Source organism: Ancylobacter sp. SL191 (assembly GCF_026625645.1).
In the GTDB taxonomy this organism is placed as follows: Bacteria; Pseudomonadota; Alphaproteobacteria; order Rhizobiales; family Xanthobacteraceae; genus Ancylobacter.
The window spans coordinates 3,184,875-3,205,020 of the sequence record NZ_CP113056.1 but is presented as its reverse complement, the minus strand read 5'-3'; the positions used below and the strand labels follow the sequence as shown (position 1 = coordinate 3,205,020).

Annotated in this window: 18 protein-coding genes; 4 read left to right on the top strand and 14 right to left on the bottom strand. The window is 66.6% G+C overall.

All coding sequences use genetic code 11. The features are described 5' to 3' along the window. The first annotated feature begins 12 nt into the window (after positions 1-12). Both OU996_RS14500 and mazG read left to right on the top strand, forming a co-directional pair. Positions 13-813, top strand: a complete 801-nt coding sequence (locus OU996_RS14500; protein WP_267582316.1) for an MBL fold metallo-hydrolase — start codon at positions 13-15, stop codon at positions 811-813. A 94-nt stretch (positions 814-907) separates the two neighbouring features. Further along, positions 908-1,792 (top strand): nucleoside triphosphate pyrophosphohydrolase, encoded by an 885-nt coding sequence (mazG, locus tag OU996_RS14495; RefSeq protein WP_267582315.1) that lies wholly within the window; start codon positions 908-910, stop codon positions 1,790-1,792. Here the strand turns inward: mazG and hflX are convergent. The 10 genes from hflX to dusB form a co-directional block, all read right to left on the bottom strand. After that, positions 1,789-3,183, bottom strand: a complete 1,395-nt coding sequence (gene hflX, locus OU996_RS14490) for a GTPase HflX (protein WP_267582314.1) — start codon at positions 3,181-3,183, stop codon at positions 1,789-1,791. The genes mazG and hflX overlap by 4 nt on opposite strands. A 1-nt stretch (position 3,184) precedes the next feature. Further along, positions 3,185-3,436 (bottom strand): RNA chaperone Hfq, encoded by a 252-nt coding sequence (hfq, locus tag OU996_RS14485; RefSeq protein WP_267582313.1) that lies wholly within the window; start codon positions 3,434-3,436, stop codon positions 3,185-3,187. A 168-nt stretch (positions 3,437-3,604) separates the two neighbouring features. Then, positions 3,605-4,465 carry a D-amino-acid transaminase gene (locus tag OU996_RS14480; protein ID WP_267582312.1) on the bottom strand — a complete coding sequence of 287 codons (861 nt, stop codon included), beginning with the start codon at positions 4,463-4,465 and terminating at the stop codon, positions 3,605-3,607. Positions 4,466-4,495: 30 nt separating this feature from the next. After that, positions 4,496-5,944, bottom strand: a complete 1,449-nt coding sequence (locus OU996_RS14475) for a potassium transporter TrkG (RefSeq protein ID WP_267582311.1) — start codon at positions 5,942-5,944, stop codon at positions 4,496-4,498. Positions 5,945-5,952: 8 nt separating this feature from the next. Further along, on the bottom strand, positions 5,953-7,329 hold the full coding sequence (gene trkA, locus OU996_RS14470; protein ID WP_267582310.1) for a Trk system potassium transporter TrkA: 1,377 nt from the start codon (positions 7,327-7,329) through the stop codon (positions 5,953-5,955). A 117-nt stretch (positions 7,330-7,446) separates the two neighbouring features. Next, positions 7,447-8,814: a sigma-54-dependent transcriptional regulator gene (locus OU996_RS14465; RefSeq protein ID WP_267582309.1), complete on the bottom strand. Its 1,368-nt coding sequence runs from the start codon at positions 8,812-8,814 to the stop codon at positions 7,447-7,449. 57 nt (positions 8,815-8,871) lie between these two features. Next, on the bottom strand, positions 8,872-11,115 hold the full coding sequence (locus OU996_RS14460) for a sensor histidine kinase NtrY-like (RefSeq protein ID WP_267582308.1): 2,244 nt from the start codon (positions 11,113-11,115) through the stop codon (positions 8,872-8,874). Between the two features lie 119 nt (positions 11,116-11,234). Further along, entirely contained in the window at positions 11,235-12,680 is a 1,446-nt protein-coding gene (gene ntrC, locus OU996_RS14455; RefSeq protein ID WP_267582307.1) for a nitrogen regulation protein NR(I), read from the bottom strand. An 8-nt stretch (positions 12,681-12,688) separates the two neighbouring features. Next, positions 12,689-13,813 carry a two-component system sensor histidine kinase NtrB gene (locus tag OU996_RS14450; protein WP_267582306.1) on the bottom strand — a complete coding sequence of 375 codons (1,125 nt, stop codon included), beginning with the start codon at positions 13,811-13,813 and terminating at the stop codon, positions 12,689-12,691. Further along, positions 13,810-14,841, bottom strand: coding sequence for a tRNA dihydrouridine synthase DusB (gene dusB, locus OU996_RS14445; protein WP_267582305.1), 1,032 nt, complete (start codon positions 14,839-14,841; stop codon positions 13,810-13,812). Before dusB ends, OU996_RS14450 begins: the two co-directional genes overlap by 4 nt. A 200-nt stretch (positions 14,842-15,041) precedes the next feature. On the opposite strand from dusB, the gene OU996_RS14440 reads away from it, so the two are divergent. Together OU996_RS14440 and OU996_RS14435 are read left to right on the top strand one after the other, a co-directional pair. Beyond that, on the top strand, positions 15,042-16,205 hold the full coding sequence (locus tag OU996_RS14440) for a bifunctional 2-C-methyl-D-erythritol 4-phosphate cytidylyltransferase/2-C-methyl-D-erythritol 2,4-cyclodiphosphate synthase (RefSeq protein ID WP_267582304.1): 1,164 nt from the start codon (positions 15,042-15,044) through the stop codon (positions 16,203-16,205). Between the two features lie 88 nt (positions 16,206-16,293). Continuing rightward, the gene (locus OU996_RS14435; RefSeq protein ID WP_267582303.1) at positions 16,294-16,815 is read left to right on the top strand and encodes a CinA family protein; all 522 of its coding nucleotides are present in this window, start codon (positions 16,294-16,296) and stop codon (positions 16,813-16,815) included. Here OU996_RS14435 and OU996_RS14430 read toward each other — a convergent pair. From OU996_RS14430 to lpdA, 4 genes are all read right to left on the bottom strand, one after another. Beyond that, positions 16,794-17,264 carry a type II toxin-antitoxin system RatA family toxin gene (locus OU996_RS14430; protein WP_267582302.1) on the bottom strand — a complete coding sequence of 157 codons (471 nt, stop codon included), beginning with the start codon at positions 17,262-17,264 and terminating at the stop codon, positions 16,794-16,796. The two genes, OU996_RS14435 and OU996_RS14430, sit on opposite strands and share 22 nt — an antisense overlap. 3 nt (positions 17,265-17,267) lie before the next feature. After that, positions 17,268-18,257 carry a lipoyl synthase gene (gene lipA / locus OU996_RS14425; RefSeq protein ID WP_267582301.1) on the bottom strand — a complete coding sequence of 330 codons (990 nt, stop codon included), beginning with the start codon at positions 18,255-18,257 and terminating at the stop codon, positions 17,268-17,270. A 101-nt stretch (positions 18,258-18,358) separates the two neighbouring features. After that, complete coding sequence (locus tag OU996_RS14420) at positions 18,359-18,607, bottom strand: GlsB/YeaQ/YmgE family stress response membrane protein (RefSeq protein WP_267582300.1); 249 nt, start codon at positions 18,605-18,607, stop codon at positions 18,359-18,361. A gap of 113 nt (positions 18,608-18,720) precedes the next feature. Next, positions 18,721-20,145, bottom strand: coding sequence for a dihydrolipoyl dehydrogenase (gene lpdA, locus OU996_RS14415; protein WP_267582299.1), 1,425 nt, complete (start codon positions 20,143-20,145; stop codon positions 18,721-18,723). Position 20,146: the final 1 nt, after the last annotated feature.

Genomic DNA, 20,146 nt, shown 5'->3' with positions numbered 1-20,146 from the left:
CATCCATCCGCCATGGCGCTGACCTTCACGATCCTCGGCTGCGGCTCCTCGGGCGGGGTGCCGCGCGTGGGGCAGGGGTGGGGCGTCTGCGATCCCAATGAGCCCCGCAACCGCCGCCGCCGTTGCTCCATGCTGGTGGAGCGGTTCGGCGCCGACAGCGCCTCGCCGACCCGCGTTCTCATCGACACCTCACCGGATCTGCGCGAGCAGCTGCTCGACGCCGACATTGATCGGCTGGACGGTATTCTCATCACCCATGAGCACGCCGACCACACGCACGGCATCGATGATGTGCGCCCGCTCACCATCCAGCACCGCCGGCGGATGGATGTGTGGCTTGACGCGGAAACCTCCGTCATCATGCATCAGCGTTTCGGCTACTGCTTCGAGACGCCACCGGGCAGCGATTACCCGCCAATCCTCAACGAGCACCGCTACGGCCACGGCGACACGATCCGGGCCGAGGGGCCGGGCGGCCCCGTGGATGCGACCGCGTTCCGCCAGTTCCACGGCAACATCATCTCCTACGGCTTCCGCATTGGTGGCCTCGCTTATTCGAGTGACCTGCACGACCTGCCGGAAGAAAGCCTACCGTTCCTGGCGAACCTCGACGTGTGGATCGTCGACGCGCTTCGACCGCGGCCGCACCCGACACATTTCTCGCTGGGCGAGGCTCTGGAATGGATCGCCCGTATCAAGCCGCGTCGGGCGATCCTCACCAACATGCACACTGACCTCGACTACCGCACGCTGATGAACGAGCTGCCGGATGGGGTAACCGCCGCCTATGACGGCATGAAAATCACGATCTGACAGAGACTTACGGACGTCTATCAACGTGAATGCCGTCATCTGACATTCATTTATTTTCCATAATATGTCTTCTGCGATTCATTGAGTTCCTGAAATGACGCCCTCTCGCGACCTGCAGCGCCTCATCGACATCATGGCGGCGCTGCGCACGCCCGGCACCGGTTGCCCATGGGATCTGGAGCAGGACTTCGCCTCGGTTGCGCCCTACACGATCGAGGAAGCCTATGAGGTGGCGGATGCGATTGAGCGCGGCGACTTCGACGATCTCTGCGACGAGCTCGGCGATCTGCTGCTTCAGGTCGTGTTCCACGCGCGCATGGCGGAAGAACAAGGCCGTTTCGACTTCGGCGATGTCGTCACCGCCATCACCGCCAAGATGATCCGCCGGCACCCCCATGTTTTCGGCGATGTGCGCGGCCGTGACACGGCGGCGGTGAATGCCGCCTGGGATCAGATCAAGGCGGAGGAGAAGGCGGCCAAGGCCAAACGACAACGCCAGCGTGGCTTGGACGTTCAGCGGGAAGACGAGGGTGCTCTTGCCGGAGTGCCGGTGGGCGCACCCGCCCTCACCCGCGCCGTGAAGCTGCAGACCAAGGCAGCCAAGGTCGGCTTTGATTGGCCGGAGACCCGGTCTGTACTCGACAAGATCCGCGAGGAGATCGACGAGGTCGAAGCCGAGATCGTCGCCGGCGACCGCGCGGCGGCGGCCGGTGAGATCGGCGATCTTCTGTTCGCCCTCGCCAATTTGGCCCGCCATCTCGACGTGGACCCGGAATCGGCGCTGCGCGGCACAAACGAGAAGTTCGTCCGCCGCTTCAGCTTCATCGAAGAACGGCTCGCGGCGGTCGGGCGCACGCCGCAGCAGGCGACGCTGGATGAGATGGAAGCGCTGTGGCAGGAGGCTAAGGGTAGGGGAACCAACGGCAGCGCCCCCTCCCCGGCGGCACCCCCGGCCCTTCCAGAGACCGACCTTAGCTAGTCGCGCCGGCTTGCCGGCAAGCGCCGGGCGCCGAAGCGGCGCTCGATATGGTCGGCACGTTCCGGCGTGACGCGAACGGCAAGGTGCAGATGCCCCTCCTCGTCCGAGCGGCGCTCCAGCACTTCCGTGTGCCGGTACAGCCAGCTCAGGCCTTCACCATCGCTGGCCTCGAGGTCGATCTTGAGGCTCACGCGCTCGCGTGACAGGCGCTGGGAGATTGCAGTGAGCAGGGCATCCATCCCCTCCCCGGTCAGCGCCGAGACCGGGATCGGCCGCTCGTCGCCTTCGCGACGGATGGCGCTGTTGAACAGTGCCGCGCGGTCGTCCGCGCTCATGCGGTCGATCTTGTTCCAGACCTCGATGAGCCGGTGATGGTCCTGCGGATCAATATCGAGATCGCCTAGTACGCCTTCAACATCCGCCGCCTGTGCCATCGCGTCATCATGCGACATGTCCCGCACATGCAGGATGATGTCGGCCTCGATGACCTCTTCGAGCGTGGCGCGGAACGCGGCCACGAGCTGGGTCGGCAGGTCGGAGATGAAGCCCACTGTGTCGGAAAGGATCACCCGCTCGCCGCTCGGGAGTTGCACGGCGCGCAAGGTGGGATCGAGCGTGGCGAAGAGCAGATCCTGCGCCATCACCTCGGCGCGGGTGAGCCGGTTGAACAGCGTCGACTTGCCGGCATTGGTGTAGCCGACCAGCGCAACCACCGGGTACGGCACCTTCTTTCGGCTTGCGCGGTGCAGGGCGCGGGTGCGCTTCACCTGCTCCAGCTCGCGCTCGATCTTCACGATGCGCTCGCCGATCAGCCGCCGGTCGGCCTCGATCTGCGTCTCACCGGGACCGCCCAGAAAGCCGAAGCCGCCACGCTGGCGCTCCAGATGGGTCCAGGAGCGTACGAGGCGGCTGCGCTGGTAGTTCAGATGCGCGAGTTCGACCTGAAGCACGCCTTCCTTGGTGCGAGCGCGCTGGCCGAAGATTTCGAGGATCAACGCGGTGCGGTCAATGACCTTGGCGGACCACGCTTTTTCGAGGTTACGCTGCTGGACGGGGCTGAGCGGGGCGTCGACGAAGACGAGGCCGGCATCTTCCGCCGTCACGACGCCTGCGATCTCCTCGACCTTGCCCGAGCCGAGATAGGTCGCGGGACGGATCTGCGAAAGGCCGACGGAAAGCGTGGCAACGACATCGAGGTCGATCGCCAAAGCGAGACCGACCGCCTCCTCGGCGCGGGCCTCATGCGAGCGACGCGGAACAGCATCTCCCTCGGCGCGGCGCGTGAGGTGAGGAACGAGAACAACGACCTTGGTCGCGTCACCCGTCGGGCCGCTATCCGCGCCGGCCGTCGGGGAACGGCCTGCGGACGCACGCGTACCCTTGGGTTCCAACTCAGCCCTTCTCCGGGGTCTCGTCCGGCTCGAAGAGCTGGACCGGATGGCCGGGCATAATGGTCGAGATGGCGTGCTTGTAGACGAGCTGCGAGTGGCCGTCGCGGCGCAGCAGCACGCAGAAATTGTCGAACCACGTCACCACGCCCTGCAGCTTGACGCCGTTGACGAGGAAGATCGTGAGGGGAGTCTTGTTCTTGCGGACGTGGTTGAGAAAGGTGTCCTGGAGGTTCTGCGAACGTTCCGCGGCCATGGTCTTTTTGATCCGTTTGTTTGTTGTTGCTCGTCGTGTCGGCGCGGCCATCCCCGGTCAGCCAGTTGCCCCGTCCGGGGGCCGGCCACTACGAAGACGTGCGTGACAAGCATGGCACACCATGCCTATCGCGCAAGATGCTTTCGTCTGGCAAGAGGTAATGTGCCATTAATCGGCGATTTCCGCGTGTTGATGGAAGTTCTCGCGCAGCGCCCGCGTCACCGGACCGGGTAATCCATCTCCCACCACCTGTCCGTTGATTCGCACGACAGGCATGGCGAAGTTGGTCGCGGAGGTCACAAAAGCCTCGCGCGCCGCCAGTGCCTCCGCCACGGTGAAGGAGCGCTCCTCGACTCGGATCTGCAGCTTCTCGGCGACATCGAGCATCACCGTGCGGGTGATGCCGCGCAGAATGCCGCTCTCGGCCGGGCGCGTGACGAGCTTGCCGTCGGTGGTGACGATCCAGGCATTGGTCGAGCCGCCCTCGGTGACATGGCCATCGGCATCGATGAACCAGGCCTCGCGCGCGCCTGCCTCCTTGGCCGCCTGCTTGGCGAGGACGTTGGGCAGCAGGCCGACCGTCTTGATGTCCACCCGGTCCCAGCGATTCTCCGGGACCGTGATGACCGCGATGCCCTGCCGCGCCAGCGCGTCGCCCTTGGCCGGATCGACCGCACGGGCGGTGACGACAATGGAGGCGGGTGTCCCCGGCGCCGGGAAATAGTGGTCGCGCGGGGCGACGCCGCGGGTCACCTGGAGATAGACGAAGCCGTCGCGCACGCGATTTCGGCGGATCGTCTCACGCAGCACAGTGCCGAGCGCCTTGAGCGGCATCGGCATCGCCATGCGCAATTCGCGCAGCGACCGATCGAGTCGCTCCATATGCCGGCGCTCGTCGATCATCCGACCGCATCGGACCTCGCAAACCTCATACACGCCGTCGGCGAACTGGTAGCCGCGATCCTCGATATGCACGGCCGCCTGGCGGTGGGGCACATATTGTCCGTTCACATAGGCGATGCGCGACATGAAGCACCTGTGGTGTGATCGAGGGCGGCCTCAACGCCGCCAGAGGGCAAAATTGGCGAGTGCGAGGACGAGCAGGATCTCCAGCCGCCCCATAGTCATGGCGATGATGAGCACGACCTGCGCATAGACCGGGAGGGCCGACCAGTCCGGCCAGTTAGCCGCCGATTCCCAGCCGGCGCCGTAGATCGGCCCGACATTCCACAGCGCCGACAGCGCCGCGATGAAGGCGGCGTCGAAGCTTGGCATGGCGGGCGCGAGCAGCATGGCGAGTGCGGCGACACTGGTGCAGGCAACACCGAACATGATCCAGATCGCCTTCATCATCTGCAGCGTAATCTGTTGCTGCCCCAGCCGGCGCGGGCGCACGGCGTTGGGGTGGATCAGCCGCTCCAGCTCCAGACAGCTCTGAAGCAACATGATACCAGCGCGGTAGATCTTGATCCCACCGGCAGTCGAGAAGGTCGCCCCGCCCACGAAAACGACCGCCACCACCAGCGTGATCGGCAGGCCGCTGAAGGCCCCACCATGCGGCTCCACGCCGGTGGTCGTCACCAGCGAGACGGCGGTAAACAGCCCATCCTCCAGCGCGATCGGCAGGAAGAGCGGGCTGGCGGCACTGTTGTAGTCGATAGCCGCCACGGCGATGCCCAGCAGCAGCACCAGCAGCAGCAGCGCGATGTTCTCCTGCTGGCCGAGCGCGAGGCGAAACCGGCGGGTGAGCAGGAGCCGATGCCATAGGATACTCGTGGCGCCAATCAGCATCAGGACGATGAAGATCAGCTTTACCGTCGAGCTGCCATGCGCGGCCATACCGTCCGCATCGGGCAACAAGCCGCCGGTGGAGAGCGCCGCGCCCGCAAGGCCGAGAGCGTCGAACGGACGCTCGCCCGCTGCAAGCATCAGGAAGGTGCCGATCACCGTGGCGCCGAGATAGATCGGCACCACGAGACGCAGCGCGTCGTCGAGAGCAGAAGTTTCGCTTACGCCGAGCAGGGCGGCGCGGGCGCTGCGATCAGGCAGACCGCCAATGCCGGCCGGGCCGAGCACGGCCACGAAGCCGACAAGGGTCAGCAGCCCCCCGCCCCATTGCAGGGTTAGCAGCCAGGCCAGTGTGGCGCGCGGAACGCTCTCCACATCATGGATGTAGACCGGCCCGGTGGTGGTGAAGGCGGACACCGCCTCGAGCCAGGCGGCCATCGGTCCGAGGGTGGTCGTTGCCGCCACAGGGATAGCAGCCAGCGCGGGAATACCCGCCCACAGCACCGCGACCAGAGCGAAAGCGGCGCGCCGATCGAGCCGTGCGGCGCGATGGCGGACCGCCAGATGCACGGCGCCCGCGCCGAAGATCGTCATCACCGCGCAGGCCACGAAGACGCCGCCGCCGGGCTCATTGCGAAGCAACGCGATCAGCGCCGCGACCAGCATGAAGCCGGCCATGACGGCGGCAGCGACGGCGCTGCTACGGGCGACGGCAATCATCGCGGTTCTCAGAAAAACTCGAGGCTGACGCGGAAAAGCTGTTCGACCCGCTTCACCCGCTCGGCCAAGGCGAACATGACCACACGGTCGCGCGCCTGGATGACGGTATCGCCACGCGGCAAGATCACGCGTCCGCCGCGCACCACGGCGCCGATGCGCATGCCGTCGAAGAGGTCGAGCTGCTTGAGCGGCTTGCCGACCAGCGGCGAGGTCTCCAGCGCCTCCGCCTCGATCACCTCCCCTGCCCCGTTGAGCAGCGAATGGACGCCGCGGATGCGCCCCTTGCGAACGTGCTGGAGGATCTTGGAGACCGTGATCTGCCGGGGATTCACATAGGCGTCGATACCAAGCCCGCGGGCAAAGGCCGGGTAATTGGGATCGTTGAGTAACGAGAGCATCCGCTTGGCGCCAAGCTCGCGGGAGAGCAGGCAGGAGAGGATGTTGACGCGGTCATCATTGGTCACCGCGATCACCGTATCGGCGTCGCCGACACTTGCTTCCTCAAGAATGGCGCGGTCGAGCGCGCTGCCGCGCAGCACGACGCTCTTGGTGAGTTCCTGAGCGATCAGCTCGGAGCGCGCGGCATTGTCCTCAATGACCTTGATGCGCGCGCGCGGATTGCGCAGTTCGAGCTCGCGCGCGACATAGAGCCCGATATTGCCGCCACCGGCGACCACGATGCGCTGGGCCGGTGGCTCGTCATGGCCGAAGATGGAGAGCGTGCGCGTCACCTGATCGCTCTGGGCGACGAAATAGGCAATGTCGCCGGCGAGCAGCGCGTCCGTGCTGTGCGGCACGAACACCTTGCCCCGGCGGTTCACCGCGACGACGACCGCCTGAAGATCCGGGAACAGATCGGTGAGCTGGCGCAGCGGCGTGTCCAGAACCGGGCAGTCATCAAGGCAGCGCACGCCGACGACGACCACATTGCCCTCGGCGAAGCTCACCGTATCGACCGCGCCGGGCAGCGACAGGCGGCGCAGCACCATCTCGCCGACCTCGATCTCCGGCGAGATCACGACATCGATCGGCAGATGATCGCGCGAGAACAGATCGCGCCAGTGGCCCTGCAGGTAGGATTGCGCCCGCACGCGGGCGATCTTGGTCGGCACGTCGAACAGCGCATGGCCCACCTGGCACGCGATCATGTTGACCTCGTCATGCAGGGTCACGGCGATCAACATGTCGGCCGCATCGAGGCCGGCGCGCGCCAGAACATCCGGGTGCGAGCCGTGGCCGACGAAGCCGCGAACGTCCAGCGTGTCGGTAATGGCCTGAATGAGGCGCGGTGAGGTGTCGATGATCGACACGTCGTTCTGCTCAGCGGCGAGGCGCTCCGCGATGCCGTAGCCGACCTGGCCCGCGCCGCAAATGACGACCTTCATGAACCCCTCGCTACACCAACCCACCCGTACCCGAGAGCATGGGCCCGCATCACCGAGTCACTCTATAGCAGCTTCGGCCCGAGGCCACAGATGCGTGAGGGCTGGGGGACGACGAGACTAGCCGATTCCCAGAGCTTTCAGCTTGCGGTGCAGGGCCGAGCGTTCCATGCCGACGAATTCGGCGGTGCGTGAAATATTACCGCCAAAGCGGCTGATCTGGGCGATCAGATACTCCCGCTCGAACACCTCGCGCGCATCACGCAGCGGCAGGCCCATCAGGTGCTCGCCACCGGTGCCATTCGGTAGGCTCGGCACCAGCGAGCCGACATCCGGCGGCAGCATGTCGGCCGTTACCGGCGCGTCCACATCGCCGGCGGCGAGGATCAGCAGACGCTCGATGTTGTTGCGGAGCTGGCGCACATTCCCCGGCCAATCATGCGACTGGAGCACTGCCAGCGCGTCGTCAGCGATGCGCCGGCGCGGCAAGCCGGTGGCCTGGGAAATCTGGTCGAGGAAGAACTCGACCAGCTCCGGCACGTCGTCGCGCCGCTCGGCCAGCGGCGGGACGCGGATCGGCACCACGCCGAGGCGGTGATAGAGGTCTTCCCGGAACCGCCCCTCGGCGATCTCCTTCTCCAGATTTCGGCCGGTGGAGGAAATGATGCGCACATCCACCGCGACGCGCGTCGCCCCGCCCACGCGCAGAAAGTTCTGGTCCACCAGCACACGCAGGATGCGGTTCTGCGTCTCGCGCGGCATGTCGGCGATCTCGTCGATGAACAGCGTGCCGCCATGCGCCTCTTCCAGCGCGCCGGTCTGCCGCCCCTGCCCGTCCGCGGTTTCGACGCCAAACAGCTCGACTTCCATGCGCTCGGGCGTGATCGCCGCCGCGTTGATGACGACGAAGGGACCATTCGCCCGCCCGGACGCCGCGTGGATCATGCGGGCCGCCAGTTCCTTGCCGGAGCCGGAGGGGCCAACAATCATGATGCGGCTGTTGGTGGGCGCCACCCGCTCAATGGTCTGGCGAAGCTGGTTGATGACCGAGGAATGACCGACGAGTTGCTGGGCGACCGAGGCACGCTGCTTGAGGTCGCGCACCTCGCGCCTCAGCCGCAGCGTCTCCAGCGCGCGCTCGGCGACCAGGATCAGCCGGTCGGAGTTGAACGGCTTCTCGATGAAGTCATAGGCGCCCTGCTTGATGGCCGCGACCGCCGTTTCGATGGTGCCGTGGCCGGAGATCATCACCACCGGCAGTTCGGGATGGTTCTTCTTGATGATCTCCAAGAGCTGGAGCCCATCGAGCTTGCTGCGCTCGATCCAGATGTCGAGGAAGATCAGATGTGGGCGGCGGGCTTCGATCGCCGCAAGCGCCTCGTCGCTGTCCTTGGCCGTGCGGGCGCTATAGCCCTCGTCCTCGAGAATGCCCGCCACGAGCCCTCGAATGTCGGCCTCGTCGTCGACGATCAGAATATCGGTCGCCATGAGTCCGTTCTCCTTCAGCCTGCGCGTTCAGCGGTGGGGGAGGCTTCGCCCGCACCGTTATTGTTGAGAGAGGCGGAGCCGCCGTCGCGGGCGAAGGTGAGCCGGATCCAGGCCCCCCTGCCCCCCGGGCGCATCGAGCAGCTCGATGCCGCCGCCGTGCTCCTCCATGATCTTGCCGACGATGGCGAGGCCCAGCCCGGTGCCCTTCTCGCGCGTCGTCACGTAGGGTTCGAGCAGCCGCGCGCGGTTTTCCGTCGGCAATCCCTTACCGTTATCGATGACGTCGATGGTCACGCGGCGATCGTCGGCACTGAGGTCGACGCGGATGCGTGGCGGCGCGGTCCGCTCTTCTGGCGGCACGGCGGCGAGCGCCTCGGTAGCGTTCTTCACGATGTTGGTGAGCGCCTGCGAGATCAGCCGTCGGTCGAAGCGCGCGATCACCGGCGCGTCCGGCACATCGAAGTCGAGCGTGATGTCGGGATTGCCGACACGCATGAGGAACACGACCTGCCGGGTCGTTTCCGCGACGTCCTGCGCCTCGGCAACGGGCTTGGGCATGCGGGCGAAAGAGGAGAACTCGTCGACCATGCGGCCGATATCGCCGACCTGCCGGATGATGGTCTCCGTGCACTGATCGAACACCTCACGATCCTCACCGATCACCTTGCCGTAGCGCCGGCGCAGGCGTTCGGCGGAGAGCTGGATGGGGGTCAGCGGGTTCTTGATCTCATGCGCAATGCGCCGGGCGACATCCGCCCAGGCCGAAGAACGCTGGGCAAGCACAAGTTCGGTGATGTCATCGAGCGTCACCACCCAGCCATGCTCGGCCTCGCGCGACTGTTCGGTGGTCACGCGCACCGCGATCACCCGGTCCCGCCCATTCCGCGTCAGCGTGATGTTGGACTGCACGCTGCGCTGCTCGGCGGCCTGCATGGCCTCGGCGAGCAGGGAGGCGATCTCCGGTATCACCGCACCAAGTTCTTCGCCCAGCACATCCGTCTCGCTGACGCTGAGCAGCTTCTCGGCCGGGCGGTTCAGGATCGAGATGCGGCCGGTGGAATCGAGGCCGATCACGCCGGCGCCGACGCCAGACAGCACCGCCTCGGTGAAGCGGCGGCGGCTGTCGATCTGGTCGCGCGCATGGACTAGGTCATTGCGCTGCGTGCGCAATTCCTGCGTCATCTTGTTGAAGGTCTCGGCGAGGCTGGACAGATCGCCCTCCCCGCGATGCACGGGAACCTCGACATAGAGATTGCCGGCGGCCACGAGATCGGCGGCGCCGATGAGGCGGCGGATGGGGGCGACCAGACGGTTCGCGAAGTGGATGCCGAGCCAGACGGCGCAGAGCAGGACGGTGAGCGAGATCACCGCGTAAAGCAGCGCGAAGGCCACCTGCACGCCAAAGCGCTGCTGCTCCAGCAACCGATAATCGGCGACCGCGGCCTGCGTCTCCTTGAGATACTGGATGACACGCGGATCTACCGGGCGCGCCACATAGAGGAACAGGTCGCCGAAATCCTTGAGAGGTATGACCGCACCGACAAAATCCGCGTCGTTCGGCAGATAGATCAGCGGCTGCTCTTCGGTGGCGTCCTGCACCGCGAGATTCGACGGCACGACGAATTCGCGCCCGACGCGGATCGGCGCCCGGTCGACGATGGTCAGGTCACGCTGGATGACCATCGCCGCCGGCAAGCCGCGCACCACGGCCTGCGCCGCCATGGCCTGCCGGAACCGGCTGCGGTCCTGGTCCCAGAGCGGCCGGATGCGCTGAAGATCGCGCGCCATGCCGAGAATGTCGCCACGGATGGAATAGGCGTGCTCGCGCACATAGGTCTGCGCGACCGAAACCGCGTTGTCGACGATCGCCCGCGTGCGCACCGAGAACCAGCGGTCGAGACCACGATCCAGCGTGATGCTGGCGAGCAGCGCCACCAGCAGGGCCGGCACGACAGCCACCACGCCGAACAGCCCGACCACCCGCACATGCAGCCGCGCCGCGGCCCGCCCGCGCCGGCGGGCCTTCACCACGCGCCACACCTCGCGGCCGATGATGCCCACCAGAACGAGCGACATCAGGCCGTTGAGGCACAGCACGATGATGACCACCTCTTGCGAGGGGACCAGCGGGGTGATGCCAATGAGGATGATGAAACTGGCGAGCGCGGTGATGAGCGCCAGCAGCACCATCAGCGGCGGCAGGCCCCACAGCGAGAAGCGGAAGCCCATCCCGGAAAAATCGGGAAAGTCGGGCCTCTCGCTGTCGCGGCGCTCGCTGGATCGTGTCGAGGCGTCGGTCATTCATCACCCTGCCGGCGGACGGGATTCGGCCGGCTCAAGTGATGCCGTGGAACGACACTGGTGCAAAAATGTGACAGAAACCCGCCCGTCCCGGATTTATTCGCCTCAGCGGGAATATGTTACCGGCTCGTGCGGATTATCTGGATATCGAGATCCCGGATTTTCTTGCGCAGCGTGTTGCGGTTAAGCCCCAGCAGCTCGGCCGCCTTGATCTGGTTGCCGCGCGTCGCGGCGAGGGCCGCCGACAGAAGCGGGTACTCCACATCCTTCAGGATGCGGTGGTACAGCCCCGGCGGCGGCAGGTTCTCGCCGAAACCGCCGAAATAGGTGTTGAGGTGGCGCTCGACCGAGGAGGACAGCGTCTCGTCCTGCCCGGTTTCCTCGGGCGAGGCCGTGGAGATCGGCGTCGACAGCTCCGCCTCGATGATTGAGCCGGTGATGATCTCCTGCGGGTAGAGCGCGGAGAGGCGGCGGATCAGGTTTTCGAGCTCGCGCACATTGCCCGGCCAGCGGTAGCGCTTCAGCCGGTCGAGGGCGGCGGCGTCGATCTGCTTGCGCGGCAGCCCCTCGCGCTCGGCCTGAAGGAAGAAGTGGCGGGCGAGGTCCGGCACGTCTTCCGCACGTTCGCGCAGCGGCGGAAGACGCAGCGGTACAACGTTGAGACGGAAGAACAAATCCTCGCGGAACAGACCCTGCTGGATCAGAATCCGCAGATCCTTGTTGGTCGCGGCGACGATGCGCACATCGGTCTTGATCGCGGTGCGGCCGCCAACCGTGGTGTATTCGCCCTGCTGCAGCACGCGCAGCAGACGGGTCTGCGCCTCCATCGGCATGTCGCCAATCTCGTCGAGGAACAGCGTACCGCCTTCGGCCTGCTCGAAGCGGCCGGCGGAGCGGGAATTGGCGCCGGTGAACGCCCCCTTCTCATGGCCGAACAGTTCGGATTCGATGAGGTCGCGCGGAATGGCCGCCATGTTGATGGCGACGAAGGGTCCGTTACGGCGCTTGCCGTAATCATGCAGAGCGCGGGCGACCAGTTCCTTGCCGGTGCCGCTCTCGCCCGCGATCATCACGGTCAGGTCTGTCTGCATCAGCCGCGCCAGCACGCGGTAGATGTCCTGCATGGCCGGCGAACGGCCGACCAGCGGAATGTTGTCGACATCCTCACCGCCGGCCCGGAGCGCCGCCTCCGGCTTCTTCGGCTCGGACAGCGCCCGGCCGACAATGGCAATAAGCTCCTTCAGGTCGAAGGGCTTGGGCAGATATTCATAGGCGCCCTTCTCCGAGGCGCGGATCGCCGTCATGAAGGTGTTCTGCGCGCTCATGACGATGACCGGCAGGTCCGGCCGCACCTTCTTGATGCGCGGCAGCAGGTCGAAGGCGTTCTCGTCAGGCATCACCACATCGGTGATGACGAGATCGCCGTCGCCCTGGCTTACCCAGCGCCAGAGGGTCGCGGCATTGCCGCAGGAGCGCACCTCATAGCCCGCCCGCGACAGCGCCTGATTGAGAACGGTGCGGATGGCGGCGTCGTCATCGGCAACCAGGATACTTCCCGTGGGCATTAGCGTTCTCAACTGTTCTCGCTACCGCGGCTGGCGCGGTACATGGGCATGAGGACACGGAAGGTGGTGCGGCGCGGCTGGCTGTCGCATTCGATGATGCCGCCATGGTCGCCGACGATCTTCGCCACCAGCGCCAGGCCGAGACCGGTGCCGGTCGGCTTGGTGGTGACGAAGGGATCGAACAAATGAGGCATCAGATCCTCCGGCACGCCGGGGCCATTGTCCCTCACGCAGAATTCGAGCGGCAGGCTCACGCGCGCCGGCGCGCCGGGCACCATGAGGCGCACGCCGGGGCGGAACGCCGTGGTGAGATGAATCTCGCCATCTGACGCATCTCCAATGGCTTCGGCCGCGTTCTTCACCAGATTTAGGAACACCTGCACCAGCTGGTCGCGGTTGGCGAATACCGGCGGCAGCGAGGGATCGTATTCCTCGAGGAAGCGGATCTTGCGGGCGAAGCCGGAGCTGGCGAGCGTGCGCACATGCTCCAGCACCGCGTGGATGTTGACCGGCTCGCGCTCGATCGGGCGCTCGTCGGAAAACACCTCCATGCGGTCGACCAGCTTCACGATGCGGTCGGCCTCGTCGGTGATGAGGCGGGTAAGCGAGCGATCATCGTCGCTGGCGGAGAGTTCGAGCAACTGCGCGGCGCCGCGAATGCCGGAGAGCGGGTTCTTGATCTCATGCGCCAGCATGGCCGCCAGCGCCGTTACCGAGCGGGCGGCGCCGCGATGGGTGAGCTGGCGGTCCATCTTGTCGGCGATGGTCCGCTCCTGGAGCATGATGACCACATGGCCGGCGACCTCGGAGAGCGGGGCGACATGGATGTCGACGATGCGCTCCCCGCCATTGCGCGGCGTACCGAGATCAACGCGGTATTCATTTACCGCAGCCCCGCGCGTGCGCACCTGATCGACCAGCGACAGGATCGGGCTGCCGAAGGGAACGAAATCCTGCAGGCGGTGGCGCACCAGCACGGCCAGCGACGCCTCGAAGAAGGCTTCCGCCGCGACATTGGCGTCGATCAGCCGGCCGTCCTCCGCGACCGTCACCACCGGGTGCGGCAGGGCGTTGACCACGGCGTCCGCATTGGCGCGGCGCGTGCTGACGGGTTCGATAGGCGCCGACGTCATGCCGCGTGTCTCCATGCGAGGTCGTCATAGGCATCGCGAAGGCCGGCGACGACCTGGGCGGGCTCACCGAGCGTCAGCAGACGCTGACGCCAGAAGCGGGCGCGCTCGGGCTCCCGCCCGGCGCTCTGCGCGGCGGCCGCCAGTGCCCAGCCGATATGCTTGCGGGCGCAGCGAATGCCGAGCTCGCGGCCATAATGGGCCAGCCAGCCGTCATAAAGCTCCAGAAGAACCTCACGCTGCTCGGCGAGTCCTGGATCGGACGGCACGCGGCCGGTGGCCAGCCGTGTCGCGACCTGGCCGGGGAACCAGGGGCGGCCCTGCGCGCCGCGCCCGATCATCACACCGGCGGCGCCGGAGGCGGCGAGCATGGCGGGGGCGTCGTCCGCCTCGACCAGATCGCCATTGGCCAGAACGGGAATGGCGACCGCCTCGGAAATCGCCCGGATGGCGCCCCAATCGGCCTGGCCGGTGTAGAACTGGCAGCGGGTGCGGCCATGAATGGTGACGAGCTGCACGCCGATCGCCTCCGCACGCCGGGCGAGCTCCGGGGCGACGGTTGCGGTATCATCCCACCCCAAACGGGTCTTCAGCGTCACCGGCACCTTCACGGCGCCGACGACGGCCTCGACGATGCGGGTGGCGAGATCGAGATCGCGCAGCAGCGCCGAGCCGGCGAGGCCGGTGGTCACGCGCTTGGCCGGGCAGCCCATATTGATGTCGATGATGGCCGCACCCGCCCCTTCGGCGATCTGCGCGGCATAGGCCATGGAGGCCGGCTCGTTGCCGGCGAGCTGCACGGCATGGATGGCGACACCGTCGCCCTCGGCCCGCAGCACCGTTTCCTCATGGCCGCGCGCCAGCGCGTCGGAGGCCACCATCTCCGAGACGACCAGCCCGGCCCCGTAGCGCAACGCCATACGGCGCAAGGGCGCGTCGGTGATGCCGGCCATCGGCGCCAGCACCACGCGGTTCGGCACCGGAACCGGCCCGATCGGTAAGGGGGTGTTGGGAAACGCGGAAAGGATCAAGCCTTCATCACTCGATGCACAGGAAATGAGCCCGGCTGGCTGTGCCTACATAATAGCCATGCCGAGCCTGCCATCAACCCTTCCAAGTGACTTATGTCAAATGATTTGCAACGCCCCTGCGCTTTTGCGCTAAACGGGCGTCAAGGACAAGCACGGGCTGATGAAGGCGAGGTCAGCCGACGAGGTGGTAGACGACGGCGATGCGCATAGACGTGATCGTGGTGGCGGCAGGGCGCGGGCAACGGGCCGGCACGGGTATTCCCAAGCAGTTTCGCCGGGTTGGCGGCACCACGGTGCTGCGCCGGACGCTCCAGGGCTTTCTCGGCGAGCCCGGCATCCGCCAGGTGCTGCCGGTGATCAATCCCGAACACGCCGCGCTCTGCGCCGAATCGACCGAAGGCCTGTGTGGTATTTTGACACCGGTTTTCGGCGGGGCGACGCGTCAGGCCTCGGTCCGCGCCGGGCTGGAGGCACTGGCGGACGACCCGCCGGACCTCGTTCTGATCCATGACGCCGCCCGCCCCTTCCTCACCGCCCGGCTGGTGGCGGACGCCATCGCGGCCGCCAGCGCCCATGGCGCGGCCATTCCCGCCCTGCACCTCGTCGATACGGTGAAGGCGCTCGGTGACGCCGCGACGCTCGCCACGGGGCCGGACCGCGACCGGCTGCGCACCGTGCAGACCCCGCAGGCCTTCCATTACCCGTTGATTCTCAACGCACATCGCGCCGCCACCCGCGACGACCTGACCGATGATGCCGCCGTCGCCGAGGCGGCCGGTCATCGCGTCGTCGCGTTTCCCGGCGACCCCGCCAATGTCAAACTCACCACGCCCGAGGATTTCGTGACCGCCGAACGCCGCCTCGCCGCCGACCTCCTCGATGTGCGCACCGCCACGGGCTTCGATGTCCATGCCTTTGGCGACGGCGATCATGTGATGCTCGGCGGTGTAAAAATACCGTTCGAGTCGGGCCTCGCCGGCCATTCGGACGCCGATGTCGTGCTGCACGCTCTTACCGATGCACTTCTGGGAACGGTCGCAAGTGCCGATATCGGCTATCATTTTCCACCGTCTGACCCACAGTGGAAAGGCGCCGCCTCTGACCGTTTTCTCGCCCATGCGGCTGATCTCGTGCGGCAGGCGGGCGGGCTCATCACCCATCTCGACACGACGGTAATATGTGAGGCGCCGAAGATCGGTCCGCACCGCGAGGCCATGCGCCAGCGCATCGCGGAGATCGTCGATATCTCCCCGGCGCGGGTCTCGGTGAAGGCGACCACCAGCGAAAAGCTGGGCTTCACCGGCCGCCGCGAAGGCATCGCAGCCCTCGCCGCGGCGACCGTTCGTCTGCCCTGGATCGACTAAAACGTCCGCGCCGTGAGGTGAACAGTCAGTGCAGTCGGGTGGACGATCCGTCCAATCCGGTGGACGATCAGTGCAGTGAGGATCACCCATGACCGATCAGCATCACGCCGACGCCATCGCACTGGAAGCCATCCGGGTGCTCGACCTCTGCCGCGCGCGTGGCCTGACCGTCGCCACGGCGGAATCCTGCACCGGGGGACTGGTCGCCGGGGCACTGACGGAGATCGCCGGCTCCTCGGATGTGGTCGACCGCGGCCTCGTCACCTATTCCAACACGGCCAAGCAGCAGATGCTCGGCGTCGCGCCGGCGACGCTCGCCGCCCATGGCGCGGTGAGCGCGGAGACGGCGCGGGAGATGGTCATGGGGCTCCTGCGCGTCGCTGGAACCTCGCTCGGCGTCTCCATCACCGGCATTGCCGGTCCCGGCGGCGGCTCGGCATCAAAGCCGGTCGGGCTCGTGCATTTCGCGGCGGCGAGCGTGGGCGGGCGGCGGATCGAGCGGCGGGAGGTTTTCGCCGGGCAGGACCGCGCGGGCGTGCGGCGGCTCTCGGTGCTCACCGCGCTGGCCATGCTCGCCGAGCTGGCGGCTCAGGAACCCGTGACGCCCTGAGTGCGGTAGACCTCGTCCGCCCGCTGCTCGAAAGCATCGGCGAAGCGGCGAAAGGCCGCGTCGAACATCGCGCCCATGAGCAGGCCCAGCGTGCGCGAGCGGAACTCGTAGGAAATATAGAACTCGACCTCGCAGGCCCGGTCGCCCTGCGGCTTGAAGGTCCAGCGGTTCTCCAGCCGGCTGAACGGCCCGTCGAGATATTCGACGACGATGGAGAGGCGCGGCCGGTCCAGCGTCACCCGGCTGGTGAAGCTCTCGCGGAACACCTTGTAGGCGACCGTCATGTCGGCGACGAGAATGTCGACCCCGTCCCCGCTCGCCACCCGCCGGCGCACCGACAGGCTCTCGCAGAGCGGGACGAATTCCGGGTAATGCTCCACATCCGCCACAAGGTCGAACATGTTCGGGGCCGAGTGGCCGACCGTCCGCTTGTTACGAAAGGACGGCATGGCTCAGGCGGTCATCAGCGGCGCGGCGACGGCGCTGCCGAGCTTGGCCGCCCGCGCGCTGCGCAGCCGTGCGAAATCCTCGCCGGCATGGTGCGAGGAGCGCGTCAGCGGGCTCGACGAGACCATCAGGAAGCCCTTGGCATAGGCGATGGTCTCGTAGGACTTGAACTCGTCCGGCGTGATGAAGGCCATGACCGGGTGATGCTTGCGGGTCGGCTGGAGGTACTGGCCGATGGTCATGAAGTCGATCTCCGCCGAGCGCAGATCGTCCATGAGCTGGAGCACCTCGTTCCGGACCTCGCCGAGCCCGACCATGATGCCGGACTTGGTGAAAATGGTCGGGTCAAGCTCCTTCACCCGCTGCAGGAGGCGCAGCGAGTGGAAGTAGCGCGCACCGGGGCGGACCTTGAGGTAGAGCGAGGGGACGCATTCCAGATTGTGGTTGAACACGTCCGGCCGCGCTTCGACCACCACCTCCAGCGCCCCGTCCTTGCGCAGGAAATCGGGGGTGAGAATCTCGATGGTGGTTTTCGGGCTGGTGGCGCGAATGGCGCGGATGGTGCGGGCGAAATGCTCGGCGCCGCCGTCCGCCAGATCGTCGCGGTCCACCGAGGTGATGACGACATGCTCGAGCCCGAGCCGGGCGACGGCATCCGCCACCTTCTGCGGCTCGTCCTGGTCCAGCGGGCCGGGCATGCCGGTGCGCACATTGCAGAAGGCACAGGCGCGCGTGCAGGTGTCGCCCATGATCATGAAGGTCGCGTGCTTCTTCTGCCAGCACTCGCCGATATTCGGGCAGCTCGCCTCCTCGCACACGGTGACGAGACCATTGGCGCGGACGATGTTCGCGGTTTCCTGCCAGCCGGGCGTGCCGGGCGCGCGGACGCGGATCCAGTCCGGCTTCTTGAGCACGGGCGTCTCGGCGCGCTTCACCTTTTCCGGGTGGCGCGGCTTTTCGAGAGCGCGGTTCAGCGTGTTGAGGACGACGACCATGGGCGACCTTCCGGGCGACGGCGCGGAAGGGGCGCCGTCCGTTCATTCCTAATCGAGCGCGCGGCGCGCGTCGACTGACAGCGGCGCACAACGCCCCTGCGTCAGCGCCGGAACAGGCCCAGCAGGAACAGCAGCACGATGGCGCCGACCGACGAGACGATGAGGCTGCCGATCCAGCCGGCCTGAACGCTGATGTTCAGCGTGGAGAACAGCAGCGCGCCGAGCAGCGAACCGATGAGACCGACGAAAAGATTGGTCAGCAGCCCGTGGCTGCGACCCAAAGCCTTCTCCGCGATCCAGCCGGCGAAGATGCCGATGATGATCGCGCCGAAAATGCCAACACCCGTCATAGTACCTCCTGCGATACGTCATCGAATGTGGCGATCCGCCGGTATATCGGCAAGATCAGGCGCCTTGTCACGCGGCTGACAGGCACGTGACCTCGCGGGCCACGCGCCGCCGGTCACATATGGATGGCGCGACCGAAGGCGGCGAGCACGCTTTCATGCATGGTCTCGGACACCGTCGGGTGCGGGAACACCGCGTTGATCAGTTCTTCCTCGGTGGTCTCGAGATTCATCGCCAGCACGAAGCCCTGGATCATCTCGGTGACCTCGGCGCCGACCAGATGCGCGCCGAGCAGGCGGCCGGTCTTGGCGTCGAAAATGGTCTTCACCATCCCCTCGGCTTCGCCGAGCGCCACGGCCTTGCCATTGCCGATGAAGGGGAAGCGGCCGACCTTGATCTCGTAGCCGGCGTCCTTCGCCTTCCTCTCGGTGAGGCCGACGGAAGCGATCTGCGGCATGCAATAGGTGCAGCCGGGGATCATCAGCTTGTCCATCGGGTGGGCATGCTTACCGGCGATGGCTTCCGCCGCGATCACGCCCTCATGCTCGGCCTTGTGGGCGAGCATGGGCGGGCCGGCGACATCGCCAATGGCCCACAGGCCCGGCACATTGGTGCGGCAGAGGCCGTCAATCACCACGCAGCCGCGATCGGTCTTCACGCCGAGCGTCTCAAGGCCGAGATTCTCGATGTTGCCGACCACGCCGACGGCGGAAATCAGCCGGTCGGCGGTAATGGTCTGGCTCTTGCCGTCCGCCGTCTCGACCGTGGCGGTGACGCTGTCCGCGCCCTTCACCACCTTGGAGACCTTGGCGCCGGTGAGAATCTTGATGCCCTGCTTCTCGAAGCGCTTCTTGGCGTGCTCGGCGATCTCCTCATCCTCGACGGGGAGAATCTGCGGCAGCAGCTCGACAATGGTCACGTCCGAGCCCATCGCCTTGTAGAAGGAAGCGAATTCGACGCCGATGGCGCCCGAGCCCATGATGAGGAGCGACTTCGGCACGGCGGCCGGCGCCAGCGCCTCGAAATAGGTCCAGATCAGCTTCTTGTCCGGCTCGATGCCGGGCAGCGCGCGCGGGCGGGCGCCGGTGGCGATGACGATGTTCTTCGCCGTGTACTCGCCGGGCGGCAGCACGCCCTTGGGCGGCGTCTCCGGCGCGACGGCGGCGGTCACCGTGACCTTGCCGGGAGCGGTCAGCGTCGCCTGCCCCCAGATCACGTCGACCTTGTTCTTCTTCAGCAGAAAGCCGACGCCATTGCTCATCTGGGCGGAGATGCCGCGCGAGCGCTTCACCACCCCGGCAATATCGACGCCGAACTTCTCGGCGACGAGGCCGTAATCCTTGGCGTGCTCGATATAGTGGTAGATCTCGGCCGAGCGCAGCAGCGCCTTGGCCGGGATGCAGCCCCAGTTCGGGCAGATGCCGCCGACATATTGCCGCTCGATGACGCCGACCTTGAGACCGAGCTGGGCGGCGCGGATGGCCCCGACATAACCGCCGGGGCCCGAGCCGATGAAGAGAACGTCGTAGGTGTTCGCCATG

Bases quoted from the DNA above. Each gene is read 5' to 3' on its own strand.
- OU996_RS14500 (WP_267582316.1), top strand. From the start codon at position 13: ATGGCGCTGACCTTCACGATCCTCGGCTGCGGCTCCTCGGGCGGGGTG.
- mazG (WP_267582315.1), top strand. From the start codon at position 908: ATGACGCCCTCTCGCGACCTGCAGCGCCTCATCGACATCATGGCGGCG.
- hfq (WP_267582313.1), bottom strand. From the start codon at position 3,436: ATGGCCGCGGAACGTTCGCAGAACCTCCAGGACACCTTTCTCAACCAC.
- OU996_RS14480 (WP_267582312.1), bottom strand. From the start codon at position 4,465: ATGTCGCGCATCGCCTATGTGAACGGACAATATGTGCCCCACCGCCAG.
- OU996_RS14475 (WP_267582311.1), bottom strand. From the start codon at position 5,944: ATGATTGCCGTCGCCCGTAGCAGCGCCGTCGCTGCCGCCGTCATGGCC.
- trkA (WP_267582310.1), bottom strand. From the start codon at position 7,329: ATGAAGGTCGTCATTTGCGGCGCGGGCCAGGTCGGCTACGGCATCGCG.
- OU996_RS14465 (WP_267582309.1), bottom strand. From the start codon at position 8,814: ATGGCGACCGATATTCTGATCGTCGACGACGAGGCCGACATTCGAGGG.
- OU996_RS14460 (WP_267582308.1), bottom strand. From the start codon at position 11,115: ATGACCGACGCCTCGACACGATCCAGCGAGCGCCGCGACAGCGAGAGG.
- ntrC (WP_267582307.1), bottom strand. From the start codon at position 12,680: ATGCCCACGGGAAGTATCCTGGTTGCCGATGACGACGCCGCCATCCGC.
- OU996_RS14450 (WP_267582306.1), bottom strand. From the start codon at position 13,813: ATGACGTCGGCGCCTATCGAACCCGTCAGCACGCGCCGCGCCAATGCG.
- OU996_RS14440 (WP_267582304.1), top strand. From the start codon at position 15,042: ATGCGCATAGACGTGATCGTGGTGGCGGCAGGGCGCGGGCAACGGGCC.
- OU996_RS14435 (WP_267582303.1), top strand. From the start codon at position 16,294: ATGACCGATCAGCATCACGCCGACGCCATCGCACTGGAAGCCATCCGG.
- OU996_RS14430 (WP_267582302.1), bottom strand. From the start codon at position 17,264: ATGCCGTCCTTTCGTAACAAGCGGACGGTCGGCCACTCGGCCCCGAAC.
- lipA (WP_267582301.1), bottom strand. From the start codon at position 18,257: ATGGTCGTCGTCCTCAACACGCTGAACCGCGCTCTCGAAAAGCCGCGC.
- OU996_RS14420 (WP_267582300.1), bottom strand. From the start codon at position 18,607: ATGACGGGTGTTGGCATTTTCGGCGCGATCATCATCGGCATCTTCGCC.
- lpdA (WP_267582299.1), bottom strand. From the start codon at position 20,145: ATGGCGAACACCTACGACGTTCTCTTCATCGGCTCGGGCCCCGGCGGT.